Below are 19,458 nucleotides of genomic sequence, written 5' to 3'. Positions count from 1 at the left end.
CGTTCGTTTCGTTCCGAAGCAAGGCGTTGGTCTCTGGCCCGCCGCCCCCTACGCGGCGCGGCCGTGAGACCGTGTCTCCGGTGTGGGCCCCTAGTACCGGAGGATGAGGTCGGCGGTCAGCCGGTTCTCTAGCACGTCACGACGCTGGGTCAGCGGGTTCTCCCACGCCAGGCCGAGTTCGTAGTAGCGGTTCGGCTTGTACTTCACACCGAAGGCGCCGGTCACGATGTCGTTGCCCGCGATCCCGGTGGAGCCGAAGTTGAACAGGTCGCCGCCCGACACGCCCGCAACGCCGCCGGCGCCGCTCTCGAGCCAGTGGTACCAGTTGAACTCGGCCAGGGCGTAGAAGCCGTTGCCGAAGTGGTAGTCGACGTGGTTGGACCAGTACATGCTGGTGCTCTCGGCGTCGTCGTCAGCGGGCAGGCGGAGGCCCAACGCGCTGATCAGATGCCAGTCGCAGCAGATCTCGGTGCCGCCGGTGAGGAACAGGTGGAACTCGCCGTCGCCGTTGCCCTGCAGGGTGCGGGTCGAGCCGACCGGCATCTCGTACACGGCGCCGGCGCTCAGCAGCGTCTGGGTGCAGGTGTCGCGGACCAGGTTGTACTTCAGGCCCAGGGCGACGTCGGCCCAGCCGTCGGCGATCAGCGGGTTGTCCGATACGGCGTAGCCGTCCTTGGTCGCGATGAGCGACAGGCGGTCGGTCAGCGCGGCGCGGATCTGCACGGCGTACAGCTGCACATCGCCGCCTCCGGCGGTCGAGGGGACCTTGTGCTGGATGAAGATGCCACGCAGCTCGGTCAGCGTCCGCGGGTCCTCGAAGAAGACCGGGTTGGTCATCGGGCTGATCCAGTCGTCGAAGCAGTGGTCGCTATCCTCGAAGCAACCGAGCAGCGTGGTGACCAGAATGCACGGCTCGGCGCAGCCGCCGCAGGTGCTGCCGCAGCAGACGTCGCCGCAGCCGTAGGAATCGTCGCAGCCACAGCTGGGCTCGCCGCAGGCGGAGTCGCCGCAGCTGTCGCAGCCGACCAAGCGGTAGTCAACCGGCGTGACCGCCTGATCCTCAACGAGAGACTCGTTGAGCACCTCATCGGTCATGAAGGACCGCAGGCCGAACGACTCCGCCGCGTGGCCCACCCCCGGGATTGCGAACGCGGCGATAAGCACCGCGCTCGGCGTAAGTTTCATTCTCATGTCAGGCTCCGCCCAAATTAGTTGAGTCGTCCGTGAAGTGAATGCACGGCGTTTGTGCATCGCGATATCACCGGTATTCGGAACCGAAGTCTATTTAGGTTGAAGATGAGCGGGTCGTCTTAACTTAATCCGGATCTCCAGCAGGGTTTAACAGGAAACGCCGTTCGGCGTTCGGCAGACCCCCAGAATTGCTGCCCGGGCGGGCAGGGGGCCGCGCGCCCAACCGCCCGTTGAGTAGATTCCGCACGCCCGCACGCCGCGGGACGTCCGGTTATGGGGCGTAGGTGAACACGCCGGCCGGCTCGGCGACGTCGCTGTGCGGGCTGACCCAGATACGGAAATCACCCGGCTCGATTTTCCGCTCGGCATTATTGTCATAGTACTCCAGGTCGCCACGGTCGAGCGCGAACTCGACGACCGAGGTTTGCCCTGGTTGCAGCTCGACGCGGCGGAACGCCTTCAGCTCGCGGACCGGGCGGACCAGGTCGGCCGCGACGTCTTGCACGTACAGCTGCACGGTCTCGACGCCGGCGCGGTCGCCGGTATTGGTCACCGGGACGCGGACCGCCAGGGTCTGGTCGCCGCTCAGCCGAGGAGTCGAAAGCTCTGCCTGGCCGTAATCGAAGCTCGTGTAGCTGAGGCCGTAGCCGAACGGGAATAGCGGGAACGGGTCGACGTCTAGGTAGTGCGACTTGTACTTGGCCTCCTCGTCGAAGTCGACGCCCGCCGAGGCAAGCGGCGAGGGGACCTTGCGGGGGCTCGGCCGCCCCGTGCTGGGGTGGTTGTAGTACAGCGGGAGCTGGCCGACCTGCTTCGGCATCGAGACCGGCAGCCTGCCAGACGGGTTGTGGCGGCCAAGGAGCACGTCGGCGATGGCGGGTCCGGCCATGGTGCCGGGGTGCCAGGCGTACAGCACGCTGCCGCACTGCTCGACCTGCTTGCCGATGGTCAGCGGGCGGCCGGCGACCACGACCATCACCACGGGGACGCCGGCCTCGCTGACGGCCCCGATGAGCTCGGCCTGCGCGCCGGGGAGGCTGATCTCGGCACGGCTGCGGGCCTCGCCGCTCAGCCAGGCGTCCTCGCCAACAAACAGCACCGCAACGTCGGCAGCCTTGGCGGCCTTCACCGCGGCGGCGATGCCGCCCTCCTGCTCGGGGAGGATCGAACTCTCTAGGGCCCGCACGTAGCTGACGCGTTCTTCGCCGAGCGCTTCGCGGAGCGCCTGCAGCGGGGTGACGCTCTCGCCGGCTTGCCCGTCGAGCATCCAGCAGCCAAGCTGCTCGTGCTGCTCATCCGCCAGCGGACCGATCACCGCGACGCGGCCGATTGTGTCGGACGCGAGCGGAAGCGTGGCGTCGTTGTTTTTGAGCAGAACCAAGCTCTCCCGCGCCAGCCGCTGCGCAACGCTGCGTGACTCGTCCGTCAGGGCGACCTCGGTCGAACCAATCTTGGCCCGTTCACTGAGCTTGAGGTTTAGCTTGAGCATCAGGATCCGGGCGACCGCCTCGTCAATCAGCGAAACGGGCACCTGGCCCGAGCGGACCTGCGCGGGCAGGGTGTCGTGGTAGGAGAGGCTTACCATCTCCATGTCGACGCCGGCCAGCACCGCCTGGCGGGCCGCCTGGGCCGGGTTAGCGGAGTATCCGTGCGCGATCATCTCGGTGACGGACTCGTAGTCGCTCACCACGACGCCATCGAAGCCCCACCGCTCGCGGAGGACGTCGCGGAGCAGCTCCTGGTGGCCGCTGGCGGGGACGCCGTTGATGTCGCTGAACGCGGTCATCAGGGTCATCAGCCCGGCGTCGGTCGACGCCTTGAAGGGCTTCAGGAAGGTGTTGTGCAGCTCGCTGGTCGAGACCATCGCGCGGTTGTAGTCGCGGCCCCCCTCCGACAGCCCGTAGCCGACAAAGTGCTTCGCACAGGCGGCGATGCCGGGGTTGGCGAGCTCGGCGTTGGGGGTCTGGAAGCCGCGCACCATGGCGGCGGCCAGCTCGCTCGCCAGCACCGGGTCCTCGCCCAGCGACTCGGCGATCCGGCCCCAGCGGGCGTCGCGGCAGATGTCGACCATCGGGGCGAAGGTCCAGTGCACGCCCTGCTGGCTCGCCTCGGCGGCGGCGATTGCAGCGGCCCGCTCGACGAGTTCGGCGTCCCAGCTGGCGGCCTGGCCGAGCGGGATCGGGAAGACGGTGCGGAAGCCGTGCACAACGTCGCGGCAGACGATCAGCGGGATGCCGAGTCGCGACTCGTCGATCGCCAGCCGCTGGGCCTCGCGGTCCAGGCCGTTCGGGCCGGTGTAGAAAATGGAGCCGACGCGTCCCTCGCTGACCGCGGCGGCGATCCCCGCGGGGAGCTCTTCGCCGTAGACGGTCACCTGGCACATCTGGCCGATCTTCTCTTCGAGCGTCATTGCGTCGACCAGCTGGCGGACGCGGGCCTTGAGGTCGGCTTGCTGGTCGGCTCCGTCAACGTCAGCCACGGGGCCGCTGATCGCGTCGAAGCGTACCGCGGCCGGGGCGGTCGGGTCCGCTGCGTTGGATTGGGGGCGTCCCGACGAGGTCTTCAGCGCGGTCTTGGGTGTAGGGTTCTGAGCCTGAACGTCGGCCGCGTTCAAGACGCACGCGGCCAACGCCACGCATCCGCAGAGGGTCAGCACTCGGTTGGTCGAACAAGTCACCTCGGGTACCTCTACGTCGGTCGCCAGTGGAAATTCAATCCGCACGCAATGCCGCTCGCTCCGCCCCAACAACAGCACCAGGTTGTCGTCGTCCGTCGCGTGCCGCGAGTTGCTTCCGAAATCCAGCGCTCAGATCAGCCTGCCCCGACCGAAGAACCGCTGCCAGTGAATCAGCTTGTTCAAGTCGAAGCCTAGATTGCAGGACATGGTGTCCCACCATCGTCGCAACCAACATCGGCGCCCGAAAGGCGGTTCAGATAAGCACGGGCGCATTCCGGGAAAAGATTGCCCCCTGAAACCGCCACGACAGATTCGGTTAAGCACTCGCAGCCGCGGGGAGTTGCCGATGCAACGGCCCTCGCCAGCTGCTCGTATCTTAGGAACCGGGACAGGCTATTGCAAGCGCTTGCATCAACATCCCGTGCGGTTTACCCCGCATCCATCCGGTTGATATTCCCGCGTATTCCTCTGATAATTAACCACACGTGAGCAACTTTTCTGGCCCGCCGTCCGGGCTGCTTTACTCGTCCCCTGATTGCTGGCAGCTGCAAGCGTTTGCAGCTTTGTCTGACTGCGTATCCGTCTGGCCGGCCAGAACTCCAAATCTTCATTCCCCGAGGCGAGCTGTGCTAGCCGCTACCCGCTTGCAATCTGCTGCGATCAGACGAACGGTGGCGTACGCCTCCGTGGCGCTGACGCTGCTTGTCGCCGGCCGTGGGTCTAGCGGACAAACCGTTGAGCAGATGCGGGCCGATCAGATCGGGCGCCTTCAGACGTACGTGCTCGACGCGGTGCTGCCATCGGGACTGGTGCGGGACTCGCTGGTGCTGTCTCCGTCGGTAGGCCACTTCCACCCGGCAACCCCCGACGCCGCCGGGTTCGCATTGATGGCGCTCTCGGCGTTCGACCACCTCGACACGATGAACGACGCGGCCGACGTGGTTGAGTCGATCTTGTCAGCCTACAACGGCTCGACCCCGGGCGTGACGCCCGACCGCTCGGCGGACGGTCACTATGTGCACTTCATGAACACCGCGACCGGCGCCAAGCAGGGGGGCGGCTGGGACGAATCGTACAGCCCGATCGGTTCGGCGCTGCTTGTCTCTGGGGCGCAGTTCGCCAAGAAGCATTTCGCGGGGAATCCGGCGATTGCGACGCTGGCGGATCAGATCACCGACAGCATCGACTTCAACGCGGCGATCCACCCCAGCCTCAACGGGGGCATCTACCTCGACATGACGAAGCAGGGGGGCGGCGCCGGCGGGGCGGTGAACCCTTGGAATGAATACATGCTGGTCGAGAGCCTCGCGCTGCGGCAGGAAAACAACGACCGAGCCGTGGCGGTCAAACACCTGTGGTACAACCCCGCCAACGTTCCGAAGAAGTCGTTCGCCGGGTCGGTAACGCTGACCGACAACCCGGCTGCCTACGCGCCGGCGTTCTGGGTGCAGCAGAGCCAATTCTTCAACGGCGACTTCCGCGGGGACCCGAAGTTCCAGCGGCTGCTCGCCAACCACCAGCAGGCCGACTCGGACTATGCAGCGACCACTCTGACCGAGCCGTACCGCTACGGCCTGACGGCGGGCGTTGTGCCGAACGGGTACCACGCCGACCGCATGGACGACCACCCGTCAACCGTGCTCACCCCCGCGGCCGTGAGCGCCTGGGGCGACATGCAGACCCTGCTCGAATGGTACCAGGAGCAGGACCCTAACTCTGATGCTCGCTACCGCTATGGGCTGACCAGAGAGTCTCTCGACGACCCGTCCTGGAAGCCTTATGATGCGGGTCTTGTCGACCATCTCTTCTTGCTGTTCGGAATCGTCGAGAACATCGACGCGGGCTTCTTCGCAGAGCGACTGTTCGATGCGTTGCAGCCCGGCGACTACAACCTCGACGGGGTTGTCGACGGGGCCGACTACACGGTCTGGAGAGACAACCAGGGTTCGACAACCAACCTGCTAGCAGACGGCAACCTGAACGGCGTCGTCGACAGCGGCGACCTGCTTGTCTGGCGGCAGAACTTTGGCGAGGGCGTGCAGGTCGGGTCTGCTCGGTCGACCACGGCGCCCGAGCCGGGGCTGCTGTGGAGCTGGCTCGCGCTGGTGTGCTGCTGGCGGTCGGGCAGGCGGCCGTAGGGGGCAATCCCACCGAGCGTCCGCCGATCGCGGGCAACCTTTTCTACCCACAGCTGAATTCTACTCATCAGGGAAAGACCTATGACCTGGCCGTCTTCTCTCCCGCGGCGCCGCCGGTATCAGCGGCCGGGGTTGGCGACAACGCTGACCGTGTTGGCGGTCGCCGCGTTGGGCCTGCTGCCGCAGCGGTCCGCCGTCGCCCAGGCGCCAGCGGTCGATGTGCTCCGCTCCGCCACAACCGAGGCCGCGCGGCGCTACGAGTTCTCTGCGGACGACCATCGCCTGCTCGAGCGCGTGCAGCGGGGCTGCTTCAACCTGCTGTGGAACGAAGTCGGCGAGCCCGCCAAACTGGCCCGCGACTTCACCGGCAGCGACAAGGCGAGCCTGGCCGGCATCGGCTTCCAGCTGTCGGCGTTGCCGATCGGCGTGAACCGCGGCTGGATCACGCGAGCGCAGGGCGAGCAGCGGGCGCTGACCGTCCTCCGGTCGCTGGCCAACCGCGACGACAACCGCCGGCAGGGCGTGTTCCTGCACTTCGTGAACCCCGATAGCGGCGGCCCCGCAATCGGACGCCACCGGCCCGAGACCAGCACCATCGACCACTCGCTGTTCCTCGCCGGGGCCGCGCCGGCGGCCGTCTTCTTCGGCGGCGAGGTCGCCGACATTGTCGCTCGCCTCGCCGACGAGACCAACTGGCGGGCCTACCTGATCGAGGACGGTCGGCGCCTTTCGATGGCGTTCAAGCCCGATCCTCCGTACGACGTCAACGGGCCGGGTCAGCTGATGACGCACCACTGGTGGAACGCCAGTGACGAGGAGCGGCTGGCCTACGTGCTGGCGGTCGGCGGCTCGAATCAGCTCTACCGGCTGCCACCGGAGAGCTACTACCAGCTCAACCGCGAGACCCGCTCTTACGGGGACGGCGATCCGTTTGTCGTTTCTTGGAGCGGTTCGCTCTTCACCTACTTCTTCACGCATTGCTGGATCGACTACGGCGCCTACGACGCGGACAACCCGGCGGAGTTTGGGTTCGACAAGCCCCGGGTCGACTGGCTAGAGAACAGCCGCCGCGCGGCGCTCGCCCACCGCGACCACTGCGTCGCGTACGCCGACCAGTACGGGACCTTCTCCAACGAGCGGTGGGGGCAGAGCCCCTGCTACGCCTACAAGGCGGATGGCGGGCGGACCTATATTGTGCCGTCGCAGCGGCCTTGTTTGAGCGACGAGGAGCGGATGTTTGATGGGACGATCGCGCCGTACGCCGCGGGCTCGGCGATCGTGCTCACGCCGCAGGAATCGGTCGCGGCGCTGCGGGCGTTTGTCGAACTCGGCGTCGGCCGGCCCGAGCTCGGGCTGTGGGACGATCCCGAGCAGGGGGGCATCGGCCTGGCCGACAGCTTCAACCTCGACTACGGGAAGGCGTTTGAGGGGGGCGTTGCAATCGACGCGGGCCCGATGCTGCTGGCGATCGAGAACGCCCGGTCGGGCCTGATCTGGGACCTGTTCCGCCGGCACCCAATGGGCGAACGGGCGGCGGCGGCGTTGCAGTGGAAGCCCGTTCCGCGGGTGGCCCTGGGGCGCGAGCGAGCGAGTCAGTCACGCTAATGGGCCCGCAGGAAGGAGGGGCCCGCTAGGAGATCTCTCGTAGGATCGGCTGGTGCAACGCCGGCGAGGCGCCGCACGACTCGCGGACAATCAACTCCGACTGAAGCGTGATCTTCGTCGCCGGCCGCTTGGGGTCCTCGATCCGCTGGAGCAGCAACTCGACCGCCGCGGCCCCCATGATCGCCATCGGGACGTGCACGGTTGTCAGCCGCGGGCGGGTCAGCTGGGCGATGCGGGTGTCGTCGAACCCAACGACCGGCAGCTGAGCCGGCACGCTCAGCCCGGCGTCGATGGCGGCGTCGATGATGCCGGCGGCCATCTCGTCGTTGGCGGCGAACACGCTCGCGTTCTGCTTGGCCCACTTGCCGACCATCTCGACGCCCAGGTCGAAGGCGGTCTGGTAGTCGTAGTCGAGGTGGAAGATGTCGCCCGCGCTCACCTCGCCGCCAGCCTGCTCGACCGCCGAGCGGTAGGCGTGGAGGCGGTCGATGGTGTCGAGGTTGGTCTCGTTGCCGCCCACGAAGATGATCGGCTTGCCGGGTCGGATCTTGATGAGGTGCGCCATCATCGCCGCGGCGCCCTCGTTCTGGTTGATCACCACGCAGTCGTGCCGGACGCCCTGCACGTCGCCGTCGAGGACGACCAGCGGGACGTCAATCGTCGAGATCGCGTCGGCGATGCCGGCGTTGGTTTCGGACACCATGGCGATCAGCCCGTCGACGATCCCCTGATTCGAGACCGCCGAGACGATGTCGTGGCTGTCGTCGGACTCGATCGCCGCGGAGACCATCAGGTGGTAGCCGAGCTGGCGTGTCTTCTCGTTGGCGCCGCGGATGATCTCGGAATAGAACTCGCCGTGCAGGTCGGGCAGCACCAGGCCAATGATGTTGCTCTTGCGGAGCATCAGCCCGCGGGCGAACACGTTGGGCCGGTAGCCGAGCTCGCGGATCGCCTTCTCCACCCGTTCACGCGTGTTGGGGTTCACCACGTTCCGGCGGTTGAGCACGCGCGATACGGTGCTGATCGAAACCTTGGCGAGCTTCGCGACGTCTTCGATCGAGGCCGGCATACGGAGGTCGCCTAGCGGGAGAGGGGGCCGCGTGGAATGGGCCCGGCGGGTCGCCCGGCGGGGCGACCTGACGCCGGCTCGAGGGCGCTATTCTAGCCCGCGTGCCGCGTGGTTGGAACCGCACAGGGTCAGCGGGCCTGCCCCGAATTCGGACGCTCCGCGACCTTCTTCTTCAGATCGCCGGTGAACACGGTCCAGACGTGCGAGTCGTCGCGGAGCTTCCTCATTTTTTTGCCCACCGCGGCCGCAAAGCGTTGGTCGATGATCTTGTCGCGGATCTCCGACTGGACCTCGGCGTTGAACGGCGTGCGTCCCGCCTGCTTGCGTTCAAGGACCCGCACGATGTGGAACCCGAGGCCGCTCTCCAGGATGGGGCTCAGCTGACCCGGCGGCAGCGTGAACAGCGCCTCGTCGACGCGTTCGGCGGTTAGCGCGCCCTTGGTGGTCCAATCGTGCACCCCGCCCTGGGCGGCGGTGATGCCGTTCGAACCGTTCTTGGCGAGTTCGCCAAACACCGGCTTGGTCGCGTCGCCCGCCGCACGGACGCGTTGGAACGCCTGGTTGCCGAGCTCGGCCATCCGCCGGTACGCGTCGGCCTTGGTGGGGTAGTTGAGGAAGCTGACCATCAGCTCCTCCCACCGCGTCTGGTCCGGGAAGTCGTACTTGGCGGCGTTCTCGTGGTAGTAGTCCAGCAGCTGCTGGTGGGTCACCTCGCGGCTAAACTTCAGCCCCTCCTGGGCCCAGCTGCGGGCGATCATCACGCGGAAGTAGTCTTCGCGGCGTTCGCGTAGCGAGGTGCCGAGCTGCACCAACCGGTCGGCAAGCTGCTGCTCGTCTTCGACGCCAACCTCTTTGAGCAGCCGCGGCAGCTCCTGCTCTTCGAACGGCTTGACCAGGCTCTCGTGGATCTTGGCAAGGTCGGCCTGCGGCGCGCTGCGGCGGAAGTCGGAGTACAGCAGCAGGAGGTCGAGCTTCTGCATCAGCAGCTGCTCCATAATCTGACGGGTCGCCTCCTCGCGGTGCTCGGTGGGGACCTTCATCTCCTCAATCTGGAGGTTGGTCTGCCAGAGCAGCTCGCAGGCCAGCACCAGCTCGCCGTTGATCTTGGCGATCACCTGGCACTCGTCCACCGGCTGCAAACCGGTCTCGGCCGGGGCGGTCGGGGCGGCCTGCTGGTAGCGGTTCGCGTAGGGCTGGGCGTTGGTCGCCCGCGCGGCGAGGCCGCCCGCCAGCAGCCCCAGGCAGAAGATCGTCGCTGTCGTGTGGCGTGCCGGCAATTGCCTACCCTAGCTTGTTCGTTGAGGAAACGAGTCGTAATCAGCGGTCGGCGCCCCGCGGGCGCAGGCTGGGGCCGGCAGGGCGGCCCGCAGCGCGGCGGGAGTTTAGGCGGCGTCGCGGGCTGGCCGCAAGAGCGTTTTCACCTCGCCCAACAAGTCGTCGACCCCGGTCCGTCCCGGGTTCAGCGGCAGGTACGCGCTCTGGGCGTCCGCGATCCGCAGCCGACCGCCGCTGCGTTCGACCAACTCCCGGACCTTGCCACGCTCGGTGTAGGCGAAAACCAGGAAGTTGTCCTCGCGGCGGACCGTCTGCACGCCCCACTGGTGCGCGCAGACCCGCAGGCGTGCTAGCTCGAGCATCCGCGACGCGGGGTCGGGAACGGGGCCGAAGCGGTCGGCCAGCTCGCCCGCGAAGTCCTCAACCTCCGCCAGCGTGCTAGCACGCGCAAGCCGGCGGTAGAGGTCGATCTTCGAACGCATGTCGGGCACGTAAGCGCCGGGCAGGTAGGCGTGCACCGGGAGGTCGATCGTGACGTCGACGCTCTCCTTGGGGGGCAGCTTGCGGAGGTGCCGCACCGCCTTCTCGAGCATCTGGCAGTACATCTCGTAGCCGACCGTGGCGATGTGCCCGCTCTGCTGCGTGCCCAGCAGGTTGCCGGCGCCGCGAATCTCGAGGTCGCGCATCGACAGCGCGAAGCCGGCGCCGAGCTGGCTGAATTCCTCCACCGCCCGCAGCCGCCGCGCGGCCTGGGTCGGCAGCTGGCGGTCCTCCTGGATCAGCAGGTAGCAGTAGCCCCGCCGGTTGGCGCGTCCGACGCGGCCCCGCAGCTGGTGCAGGTCTGCCAGGCCGTAGCGGTCGGCGTCGTCGACGAACATCGTGTTGGCGTTGGGGATGTCCAGCCCGCTCTCGATGATGGTGGTCGCCAGCAGGATGTCGTACTCGTGCGCGACAAACTTGACCATCACGTCCTCCAGCTCGCCCTCCGGCATCTGGCCGTGGCCGATGCCGATGCGGGCCTCGGGGACAATCTCGTTGAGCTTGTCGGCGACCGCCTTGATGTCGTGCACGCGGTTGTGGACGAAGTAGGCCTGGCCGCCGCGGTTGAGCTCGCGGAGCATCGCGTGGCGGACCATCTCCTCGTTGAAGCGGGTGACACGGGTCTCGACCGCGAGGCGGTTGGAGGGGGGCGTCTCGAGGTTCGAGATGCTCCGCGCGCCCAAGAGCGCCATGTGCAGCGTCCGCGGGATCGGGGTCGCGGTCATGGTGAGCACGTCGACCGCCGAACGCAGCGCCTTGAGCCGCTCCTTTACGGCGACCCCGAAGCGTTGCTCCTCGTCGATGATCAGCAGCCCCAGGTTGGCGAACGCGACGTCGCCCGACGCCAGCCGGTGCGTGCCAATCACGATGTCGACCGACCCTTCGCGGGCCCGCTCGATGATCTGCCGCTGCTCCTTGGCGGTGCAGAAGCGGCTGAGGCAGGCGATCTCGAACGGGAACTCGGCCATCCGTTCGCTGAACGTGCGGCGGTGCTGCTCGGCCAGCACGGTGGTTGGCGCCAGCAGGGCGACCTGGTAGCCGGCGTCGACCGCCTTGAACGCGGCGCGGATCGCCAGCTCGGTCTTGCCGAAGCCGACGTCGCCGCACAGCAGGCGGTCCATCGGCCGCGGCCGCGTCAGGTCGGCCTTGATCTCCGCGATCGAGCGGAGCTGGTCGGGCGTCTCGTCGTAGGGGAACGCCGCGTCGAACTCAACCTGCCACGGCGTGTCTTCCGGCAGCGCGATACCGGGCCGCGCGTCGCGGCGGGCCTGCATCTCGAGCATCTCGGCCGCCAGGTCCGTGACCGCCTTCTCCGCCGCCTGCTTCTGCCGCACCCACGCCTTGCCGCCGATCCGGGCAAGCGGCACCTTGAGCGCCTTGCCGCCGACGTACTTCTGCACCAGCTCGATCTTGGTGCTCGGCACGTAGATGCGGGTGCCGCCGTGGTACTCCAGGTCGAGGTGCTCTTCCTTGCGACCTTCCTTCTCGAGCAGCTTGATGCCACGGTAGCGGCCGATGCCGTGCGTAACGTGCACGATCAGGTCACCCTCGCGGAGCTCGAGGAAGGTGTCGATCGCCCGGCCGGCGACCTGGCGGATCGCGCCGCGGGCCGTCTCGTGCCGGTTGAACAGCTCGGAGCTCGAGAGCACGACCGCCCGCTCCGCGACGACCCGGAAGCCCTCGGCCAGATCGCCGACCAGCAGCCGCAGCCGGTCCTCCTCGTAGAGTGGCGTCTCGGCCAGTAGCTCGGTGAGTCGCTGGGTCTCGGCCTCGGTTGGGCAGACGATGAACACGGTCTGCCCCTCGGAGATCGAGGCCAGCTCGTCGCGGACGCGTTGGATGTCGCCGCTGAGCCGCTCGACCGACTCGAAGCCGAGGTGGCTGGTTTCTTCGAGCGAGCCGGCCGGCACGCCCGCCGCGGTGACCGAGGGGTGTTTGTAGACCTCCGCCAGGCTGGTGCGGACGCTGTGCAGCGAACGGGTGTCGTCGGACCGCTCGAGGTAGAACTTGCCCTCCTCGGCCAGGTCGGTCGGCTCGATAAGCAGGAACCAACTCTCCGGCGGCGCGTAGAGCGTCATGTGCGCGCGGTCCGCGGCCGACGGCTCCAGCAGCGTCAGGTCGACAGCGTCGACCGCGCCGGCGCTCCGCTGGTTCGCGACATCAAACCGGCGGATCGACTCGATCTCGTCGCCGAAGTACTCGATGCGGACCGGCTGCGGCTCGTCGGGCGGGAAGACGTCGATGATGCCGCCGCGGACGGCGAACTCGCCCGGCAGCTCGACCGCGCTGGTGCGGTGGCAGCCCCGCGAAGTGAGCCAGTCGACCAGCTCCTCCTCGCCGCTGTCGTCACCAACCTCGACCCGGCGGGTCGCGCCGGCGATCGCCTCGGGCGCGGGCGTGGGCTGCATCAGGCCGTGGATGCTGGTCACGATGACCCGCGGCGGGCCGTCGGCGGCGTGAGGCTCGACGCCGCCGGGGCCGAGCGTGCGCGCGAGCGACTTGAGCACCCGCAGCCGCTGGCCGTAGACCTCGTCGTGCAGGACGCGTTCTTTCTGGTCGCGTTGCCAGGCCGGGAACGCCGCGGCCGTGAGGTCGGTAAACAGCGCCAGGTCGGTCAGCAGGCGGTCGACATCGGCCTGGTGGGGGGCGACCACAAACAGCGGCCCGGGGCACCGCGACGCGACCGCGGCGGCGACCAGTGCGCGCGCCGACCCCCAGACTCCGCCGAGCGTGCCGCTGCGCCCCGCCTCGAGGCTCTCGACCACCCGGGAGAAGTCATCCCGCGCACAGACTTTTGCGGCCAGCCGACGCAACTCCGTCAGCGCGTCGGCCGCGACCGCCGGGGGAGTATCCATTGAGAGGGATTCTAGTTGGCTCCCACCAGGTAGAGAATCCCGCATCGAGGTTCAACTGGGCGAAGTTTTTGCTTTCGGGGCCGGTGAGGCGTTACGATGGCCCCACACACCCCGTGCCTTTCCCACCCGAGGCCCTCATGCTACGCCGCGTCTGCTGCTCGATTCTCCTGCTCGCCGGATCGCTGCTCTGCTTGTCGCCGGCGCCCGCCGAAGGCGTCTCACCGGCCGCAGACGGGGCCCGCCCTGGCGATTCTCGTATGGATTGGTGGCGCGACGCCAAGTTCGGGATGTTCATTCACTGGGGCGTGTACGCCGTGCCCGCCGGCGAGTACCACGGCGAGCAGGTCCCGTGGATCGGCGAGTGGATCATGCGTCAGGCCAAGATCCCGGTCGGGGAGTACCGCGGCTACGCCAAGCAGTTCATTCCCAACAAGTACGACCCCCAGCAGTGGGCCAAGCTCGCCAAGCAGGCCGGCATGCGGTACGTGGTGATCACCGCCAAGCACCACGACGGGTTTGCGCTGTACGACTCCCAGGTCACCGACTGGGACATCGCCGACGCGTCGCCGTACGGCAAGGGGCTGCTGCAGCCGCTGGCCACCGCCGTCCGTGCCGAGGGCTTGAAGTTCGGCCTCTACTACTCCCAAGCGCAGGACTGGACGCACCCCGGCGGGGCCAAGGCCGGCTTCGAGGAAGGGAGCGGCTGGGACGAGGCCCACCAAGGCGACTACGACCAGTACCTCCACAAAATCGCGATCCCACAGACCAAAGAGATCCTGACCCGCTTCCAGCCCGACGTGCTGTGGTGGGACACGCCGGTCTGGATGACCAAGCAGCGCGCCGAGCCGCTGCACGCCCTGCTTGGAGCCACGCCAAACATCATTACCAACAACCGACTCGGCGGCGGCTTCCAGGGCGACACCGAAACGCCCGAGCAGCACATCCCGGCAACCGGCTTCCAGGGCCGCGACTGGGAGACCTGCATGACCATGAACGACACCTGGGGCTACAAGTCGTTCGATCACAACTGGAAGAGCACCGCGACGCTGCTGCACAACCTGGTCGACATCGTCTCGAAGGGGGGCAACTACCTGCTCAACGTCGGCCCAACCGCCGAGGGTGAGATCCCGGCCGAGTCGATCGAGCGGCTCAAGGAGATCGGCGAGTGGATGCAGGTCAACGGCGACTCTATCTACGGGACCACCGCCAGCCCGTGCCGCCGTCCCGAGTGGGGCCGCCTCACCCGCAAGGGCGACCGCCTGTTCTTGCACGTGTTCAACTGGCCCGCGGATGGGATGCTGAGGGTCCCGCTGCAGGTCACGACAACGTCGTGCCGATTGCTGGCCGACCCCGGAGTCTCGTTCTCGGTGACGCGCAACGAGGAAGGACTCGCAGTCGAGTTGACCGGCAAAGCGCCCGACGCCATTTGCTCAGTGGTCGAGCTCGGCATCGAGGGCGAGCCCGAAGAGGTCTTCCAGTGGGTTAAGCCGGGCGCCGGCGGTGTGCTCGTGCTGTCGCCCTCCGACGCTACGCCGACCGGCCATGTGCAGGTCGAGTCGATCAGTGGAGAGCCCAGTTTCGGCTACTGGACCGAACCGGGCGACACCGTCGTTTGGCGGGTCGCGACGCCCACCGGCGGTCGTTTCCGCGTGTCTACCCACGCGGCCGGCCCCCAGCCGACGCAGGTCCGCCTCTCGGCCGGCGAAGGGCGCCTGACTGCTAAGGTCCCCGCGACCAGCGGCTACCAAGACTTCCAGCCGCTAGCGCTGGGCGAAATTGAGCTGCCCGCAGGCCAGGTTGAGCTCGAAATCCGGCCAATCGCCGAGGATTGGAGTCCCATCAACCTCCGCACGCTCACGCTCACCCCCGTCGAGTAGACGTGGCCCAAGCTGGGTCGAGTTCACCGGACGGGCGGCCGCCTGATTGCACGGGGCCAGCCGGTTGCTTGCACGCCCCCCCAGTGAGTACGCATAATGGTACTCCTGGCCCGCCAAGACATCCCTCCCTCAGAGTCCCTCCCCGTTATCGCCATGCTGCGTATCATCCCCCTCCTCGGGCTCGCCATCGGGCTGCTCAATGTTCCGGCTTACGCGTCGGCCGACTGGGTTCAAGACCTGCAGTCCAACGCGGTCAAATCCAAGCAGTGTCCCGCTGTCCACTGGGGCCCCGACCCAGGGCGCTACAGCAGCTGGACCTCTCACTCCAATCGGCTGATTCCCGTCTACACGTTCGGCACCAAGGGCGCTGGTCTGGGTATCGACCTGGATAGCTACACCGGCGAGAAGAGCCCTTACCGCGACGCCACGCGGCTGAGCCGGCTTTACCGCACCGACACGCGGCTATCAGTCTGCGAGAACGCCGACTACATGGACCAGACCAATATCTACGACCTGCAGCGGGCCGCGGTCGAAGCCGGCAAGAAGCACGTTATTGTCGTCGTGTTTGACGGCATGGACTGGCAAACGACCTACGCCGCCGCCATCCACAACCTGCAGGAAGTCGCCTACCGGGAGGGGCGGGGTCGCGGCACGCACTTCCAGGAGTACCAAGCCAACGACACCACTCAGTTCGGGTGGATGGTCACCAGCCCCGCCCGCGACGGCGTGCAGGTGGACGTCAATCGGCAGGTCGTGAAGAACCCCAACTCCGGGCTCGCCGGCGGCTACAACCCGCTGTTGGCTGGGGCGTACCCTTGGTCGGTCTGCCGTGAGCCGGAGTACCTGATCGCCAAATCGGCGGACACGGCCGCCCGGCACGCCTACACCGATTCGGCGGGTTCCGCCACCAGCATGTTCTGCGGGGTAAAGAGCTACAACGCCGCGATCGGCGTCAGCGTCGACGGTTACCCGGAACCCTCGGTGGCCCACCTCGCGCAGGCCGACGGCTACCGGGTCGGGGTCGTGACCAGCGTGCCGATCAGCCACGCCACCCCCGCGGCCGCCTACGCCAACAACGTCAACCGCGGCGACTATCAGGACCTCTCTCGCGACCTGCTCGGCAGACCCTCGGCGATGCACCCCGAGCACCCAGTGCCCGGTGTCGACGTGCTGATCGGCGGTGGGCACGGCGTCGAGGTGCTAGCCGACTCGGCCCAGGGCGACAACTTTGTGCCCGGCAACAAGTACCTGGCGCTCGCCGACCTGAAGGCCGTGGACGTCGAGAACGGTGGACAGTACGTGGTGTCGCAGCGGCGCGAGGGCGTGCTCGGCAACAGCGCCCTGGCCGAGGCCGCCCACCAGGCCGCCCACGACGGCAAGCGTCTGCTCGGCTTCTACGGGGTGACCAGCGAGAACTCCAAGGACGACGGCCACCTGCCGTTCGCTTCAGCCAACGGCGGCTACGACCCGGCGCCGGGCGTCGACGGCAACCGCCCGAACTACTCGCAGGCCGATATCTCAGAGAACCCGACTCTGGCCGAGATGGCCTCGGCTGCGCTCACCGTGCTCGGCGCAGGCGACCACCCGTTCTGGCTGATGGTCGAGTCGGGCGACGTCGACTGGGCGAACCACAACAACAACCTCGACGCGTCGATCGGCGCCGTCAACAGCGGCGACGACGCCGTCCGGGTGATCACCGATTGGGTCGAGAAGAACAGCAACTGGGAAGAGACCGTGCTCATCGTCACCGCCGACCACGGGCACTACCTCGTGATCGACGACCCGGAGCTGCTGATCGAACCAGCCGCGGCCGACAAGTAGCCGGTCTGGCTCCGCTCTTGCCTACGGGCAGCAGGGCTGGGCCTTGCTCTCGTACGCCTCGCGGTCGGCCTTCAGAGCGGCGGCCTCGCGGGCCAGCTTGAACTCGGGCCCGGGGGCGTAGTACTGGACGTCGTCCGTCAGGTAGTACGGGCTGGGGAGCGTCTGCCCCGCGATGTCGACCTGGCACCCGGTCGAGGCGACGGCGGCCAGCACCATGGCGCCAGCGGCCCAGGCCTGAAAACGGTTGCTGCGGAAAGCCTTGTTCATCGCGGAAGTCTCCGTCCAACGCTCGCCAGACGCCCTCGGGACGCTCCGGCTGGATTGAAAGCATGCAGTAGCCGCGGCCCGTCAGAACCGCTGCATTCGTTATCGTCCCGGCAACCGGCAAACTTTGACCCGTTCGAGATATTTCTCTGAGGTTCCTCAGCTAGCCGGCGCTAGCCCGACCGGGCGACAGGGAGATCCACAACCCGCGCACCTGTGCCCAACGCGTTGTCTGGCTTACACTTACCCTGCCTCTCGACCCTGACCACGCACCCTGCGTCCGCCCCGTATGACTCTCGACCCGCTGTACATCTCCGGCGTGCTAGCACTCGGCATTGCCGCCCAATGGCTCGCGTGGCGACTCAAGCTGCCCGCGATCGTGCTGCTGCTGGTGTTCGGTTTCGCGTTGGGGGCTTCGGGCGTGCGTCCGCCGAGCGACGACATCATCTTCCCGTTTGTCTCACTGGCGGTGGGGGTGATCCTATTTGAGGGCGGCCTGAGCCTGCAGTTCCGCGAGCTGAAAGAGACCGGCCATGTGGTGACCCGGCTGGTTACGGTCGGACTGCTGGTGACCTGGCTCGCCACCGCGGTCGCCGCCCACTGGCTAATCGGCTTCGGGTGGAAAATGTCGGGGCTGTTGGGGGCGTTGCTCACGGTAAGCGGCCCCACCGTGATCCTGCCGCTAATACGCCAAGTCCGGCCCGAGAAGCGTATCGGCTCGGTGATCAAGTGGGAGGGGATCGTCAACGACCCGATCGGCGCCGTGCTCGCGGCGCTCGCGTTCGAGTACATCGCCCACGGCGACACCGTGGCCGAGTCGGCCCAGGGCCTGGTGATGACGGCGGTGGTCGGAATCGTGCTGGGCGTCCTCGCGGCGACCATTGTGATCCAGCTCCACAGCCGCTTCCTGGTGCCCGACTACCTGCAGAACGCGGCCATCCTCAGCCTGGTAGTGTTGGTGTTTGCGGTTAGCAACGAAATCCAACACGAGTCGGGCCTGGTGACCGTCACGGTGATGGGCCTGCTGCTGGCCAACCAGCCCTGGGTGAGAATCCACCACGTGCTGGAGTTCAAAGAAAACCTGCGGGTGCTGCTATTATCGGTGCTGTTCATTGTGCTGTCGTCACGGGTTGAAATCAGCGCCGCTCAGCTCGCGGAGTTCGGCCTTGGCGGCGCAGCGTTCATCGTGGCGATCATCGTGCTTATCCGCCCCGCCGCGGTGCTGCTCGCCACCGCCGGCACCGACCTAACCCGCAACGAGCGACTGCTGCTCGGCTGGATTCACCCTCGCGGGATCGTAGCGGCGGCGGTCGCCTCGCTGCTCGCAACCGAGCTTGCGAAGAAAGAGGAATTCGCCGGCGATGCCGAGATGCTGGTGCTCGCCACCTTCTTGGTGATTGTCGGCACCGTGGTAGTTTACGGGCTGACCCTCGGGCCGGTCGCACGCCGGCTCGGCCTGTCGCGTGAAGACCCGCAGGGCGTGCTGTTCGCCGGGGCCGCGCCGATGGTTCGGGAGATCGCCTCTGCTTTGAAGAGCGAAGGATTCCAGACGCTGTTGGTCGACACCAACATGGAGAACATCGCCGCCGCCCGCATGGCCGGCTTGCCGGTGTACTACGGCAGCATCGGCAGCGAGCGGGTGCACAACGAGGCCGACCTCGGCGGCATCGGCAGGATGCTGGCGATGACGCCGAACGACGAGATCAACTCGATCGCCGCGATGGAGTTCGCCGAGCGGCTCGGCAGCGCCAACGCCTATCAGCTCGCCCAGCACGAGTCGCGGGAACGCCACCAGCGAGTCCCCCACCACCGCCGCGGCCGGACCCTCTTCCGCGAGGGCATCACCTACGACGTGCTCGCCGACCGCTTCGAGAAGGGGCATATCATCAAGAAAAGCACCCTCACCGAGGACTACACGATCGAGGACTTCCGCGCGAAGTACCCCAACGCGCTGATCCTGTTCACCGTGCCGGAGAAGGGCCGCCTGCGGGTGGCGGTCGTGGGCCACAAGCTCGACCCACGCCCCGGCAAGAAGCTCGTGGCGCTGGTCGAGGAGGTCGAGGGCTCGGGCGTGGACCTCCGTGACACGGCGGAGAAGTCGGCAGCCCTCAGCGTCAAGCCCGACGACCAGAGCGTCGTCTAGACG

Annotated in this window: 11 protein-coding genes; 5 read left to right on the top strand and 6 right to left on the bottom strand. The window is 67.3% G+C overall.

All coding sequences use genetic code 11. The features are described from left to right. Nucleotides 1–90: 90 nt before the first annotated feature. Nucleotides 91–1,191: a hypothetical protein gene (locus Pla123a_RS06235; RefSeq protein WP_231956341.1), complete on the bottom strand. Its 1,101-nt coding sequence runs from the start codon at nt 1,189–1,191 to the stop codon at nt 91–93. A 271-nt stretch (nt 1,192–1,462) separates the two neighbouring features. Next, the gene (locus tag Pla123a_RS06225) at nt 1,463–3,868 is read right to left on the bottom strand and encodes a glycoside hydrolase family 3 N-terminal domain-containing protein (protein ID WP_197527730.1); all 2,406 of its coding nucleotides are present in this window, start codon (nt 3,866–3,868) and stop codon (nt 1,463–1,465) included. Between the two features lie 671 nt (nt 3,869–4,539). On the opposite strand from Pla123a_RS06225, the gene Pla123a_RS06220 reads away from it, so the two are divergent. After that, on the top strand, nt 4,540–6,006 hold the full coding sequence (locus Pla123a_RS06220; protein WP_146584948.1) for a hypothetical protein: 1,467 nt from the start codon (nt 4,540–4,542) through the stop codon (nt 6,004–6,006). Between the two features lie 81 nt (nt 6,007–6,087). After that, nucleotides 6,088–7,611 (top strand): glucoamylase family protein, encoded by a 1,524-nt coding sequence (locus Pla123a_RS06215; protein ID WP_146584946.1) that lies wholly within the window; start codon nt 6,088–6,090, stop codon nt 7,609–7,611. A gap of 25 nt (nt 7,612–7,636) precedes the next feature. On the opposite strand, the gene Pla123a_RS06210 is transcribed toward Pla123a_RS06215, so the two are convergent. From Pla123a_RS06210 to mfd, 3 genes are all read right to left on the bottom strand, one after another. Continuing rightward, nucleotides 7,637–8,680, bottom strand: a complete 1,044-nt coding sequence (locus Pla123a_RS06210) for a LacI family DNA-binding transcriptional regulator (protein ID WP_146584944.1) — start codon at nt 8,678–8,680, stop codon at nt 7,637–7,639. 128 nt (nt 8,681–8,808) lie between these two features. Further along, nucleotides 8,809–9,957: a peptidylprolyl isomerase gene (locus Pla123a_RS06205; RefSeq protein WP_146584941.1), complete on the bottom strand. Its 1,149-nt coding sequence runs from the start codon at nt 9,955–9,957 to the stop codon at nt 8,809–8,811. Between the two features lie 105 nt (nt 9,958–10,062). Then, complete coding sequence (gene mfd / locus Pla123a_RS06200; RefSeq protein ID WP_146584939.1) at nt 10,063–13,350, bottom strand: transcription-repair coupling factor; 3,288 nt, start codon at nt 13,348–13,350, stop codon at nt 10,063–10,065. 137 nt (nt 13,351–13,487) lie between these two features. Here mfd and Pla123a_RS06195 point away from each other — a divergent pair, with 137 nt between their 5' ends. Then, nucleotides 13,488–15,227, top strand: a complete 1,740-nt coding sequence (locus Pla123a_RS06195) for an alpha-L-fucosidase (RefSeq protein ID WP_146584937.1) — start codon at nt 13,488–13,490, stop codon at nt 15,225–15,227. Between the two features lie 153 nt (nt 15,228–15,380). Further along, nucleotides 15,381–17,048, top strand: coding sequence for an alkaline phosphatase (locus tag Pla123a_RS06190; protein WP_146584935.1), 1,668 nt, complete (start codon nt 15,381–15,383; stop codon nt 17,046–17,048). 21 nt (nt 17,049–17,069) lie between these two features. Here Pla123a_RS06190 and Pla123a_RS06185 read toward each other — a convergent pair whose 3' ends face one another. Continuing rightward, entirely contained in the window at nt 17,070–17,315 is a 246-nt protein-coding gene (locus Pla123a_RS06185) for a hypothetical protein (protein WP_146584933.1), read from the bottom strand. Nucleotides 17,316–17,601: 286 nt separating this feature from the next. On the opposite strand from Pla123a_RS06185, the gene Pla123a_RS06180 reads away from it, so the two are divergent. Beyond that, entirely contained in the window at nt 17,602–19,455 is a 1,854-nt protein-coding gene (locus Pla123a_RS06180) for a cation:proton antiporter (protein WP_146584931.1), read from the top strand. Nucleotides 19,456–19,458: the final 3 nt, after the last annotated feature.

The sequence above is a fragment of the Posidoniimonas polymericola genome, assembly GCF_007859935.1.
Lineage (GTDB): Bacteria > Planctomycetota > Planctomycetia > Pirellulales > Lacipirellulaceae > Posidoniimonas > Posidoniimonas polymericola.
This window is presented reverse-complemented; position numbering and strand designations above follow the sequence as displayed.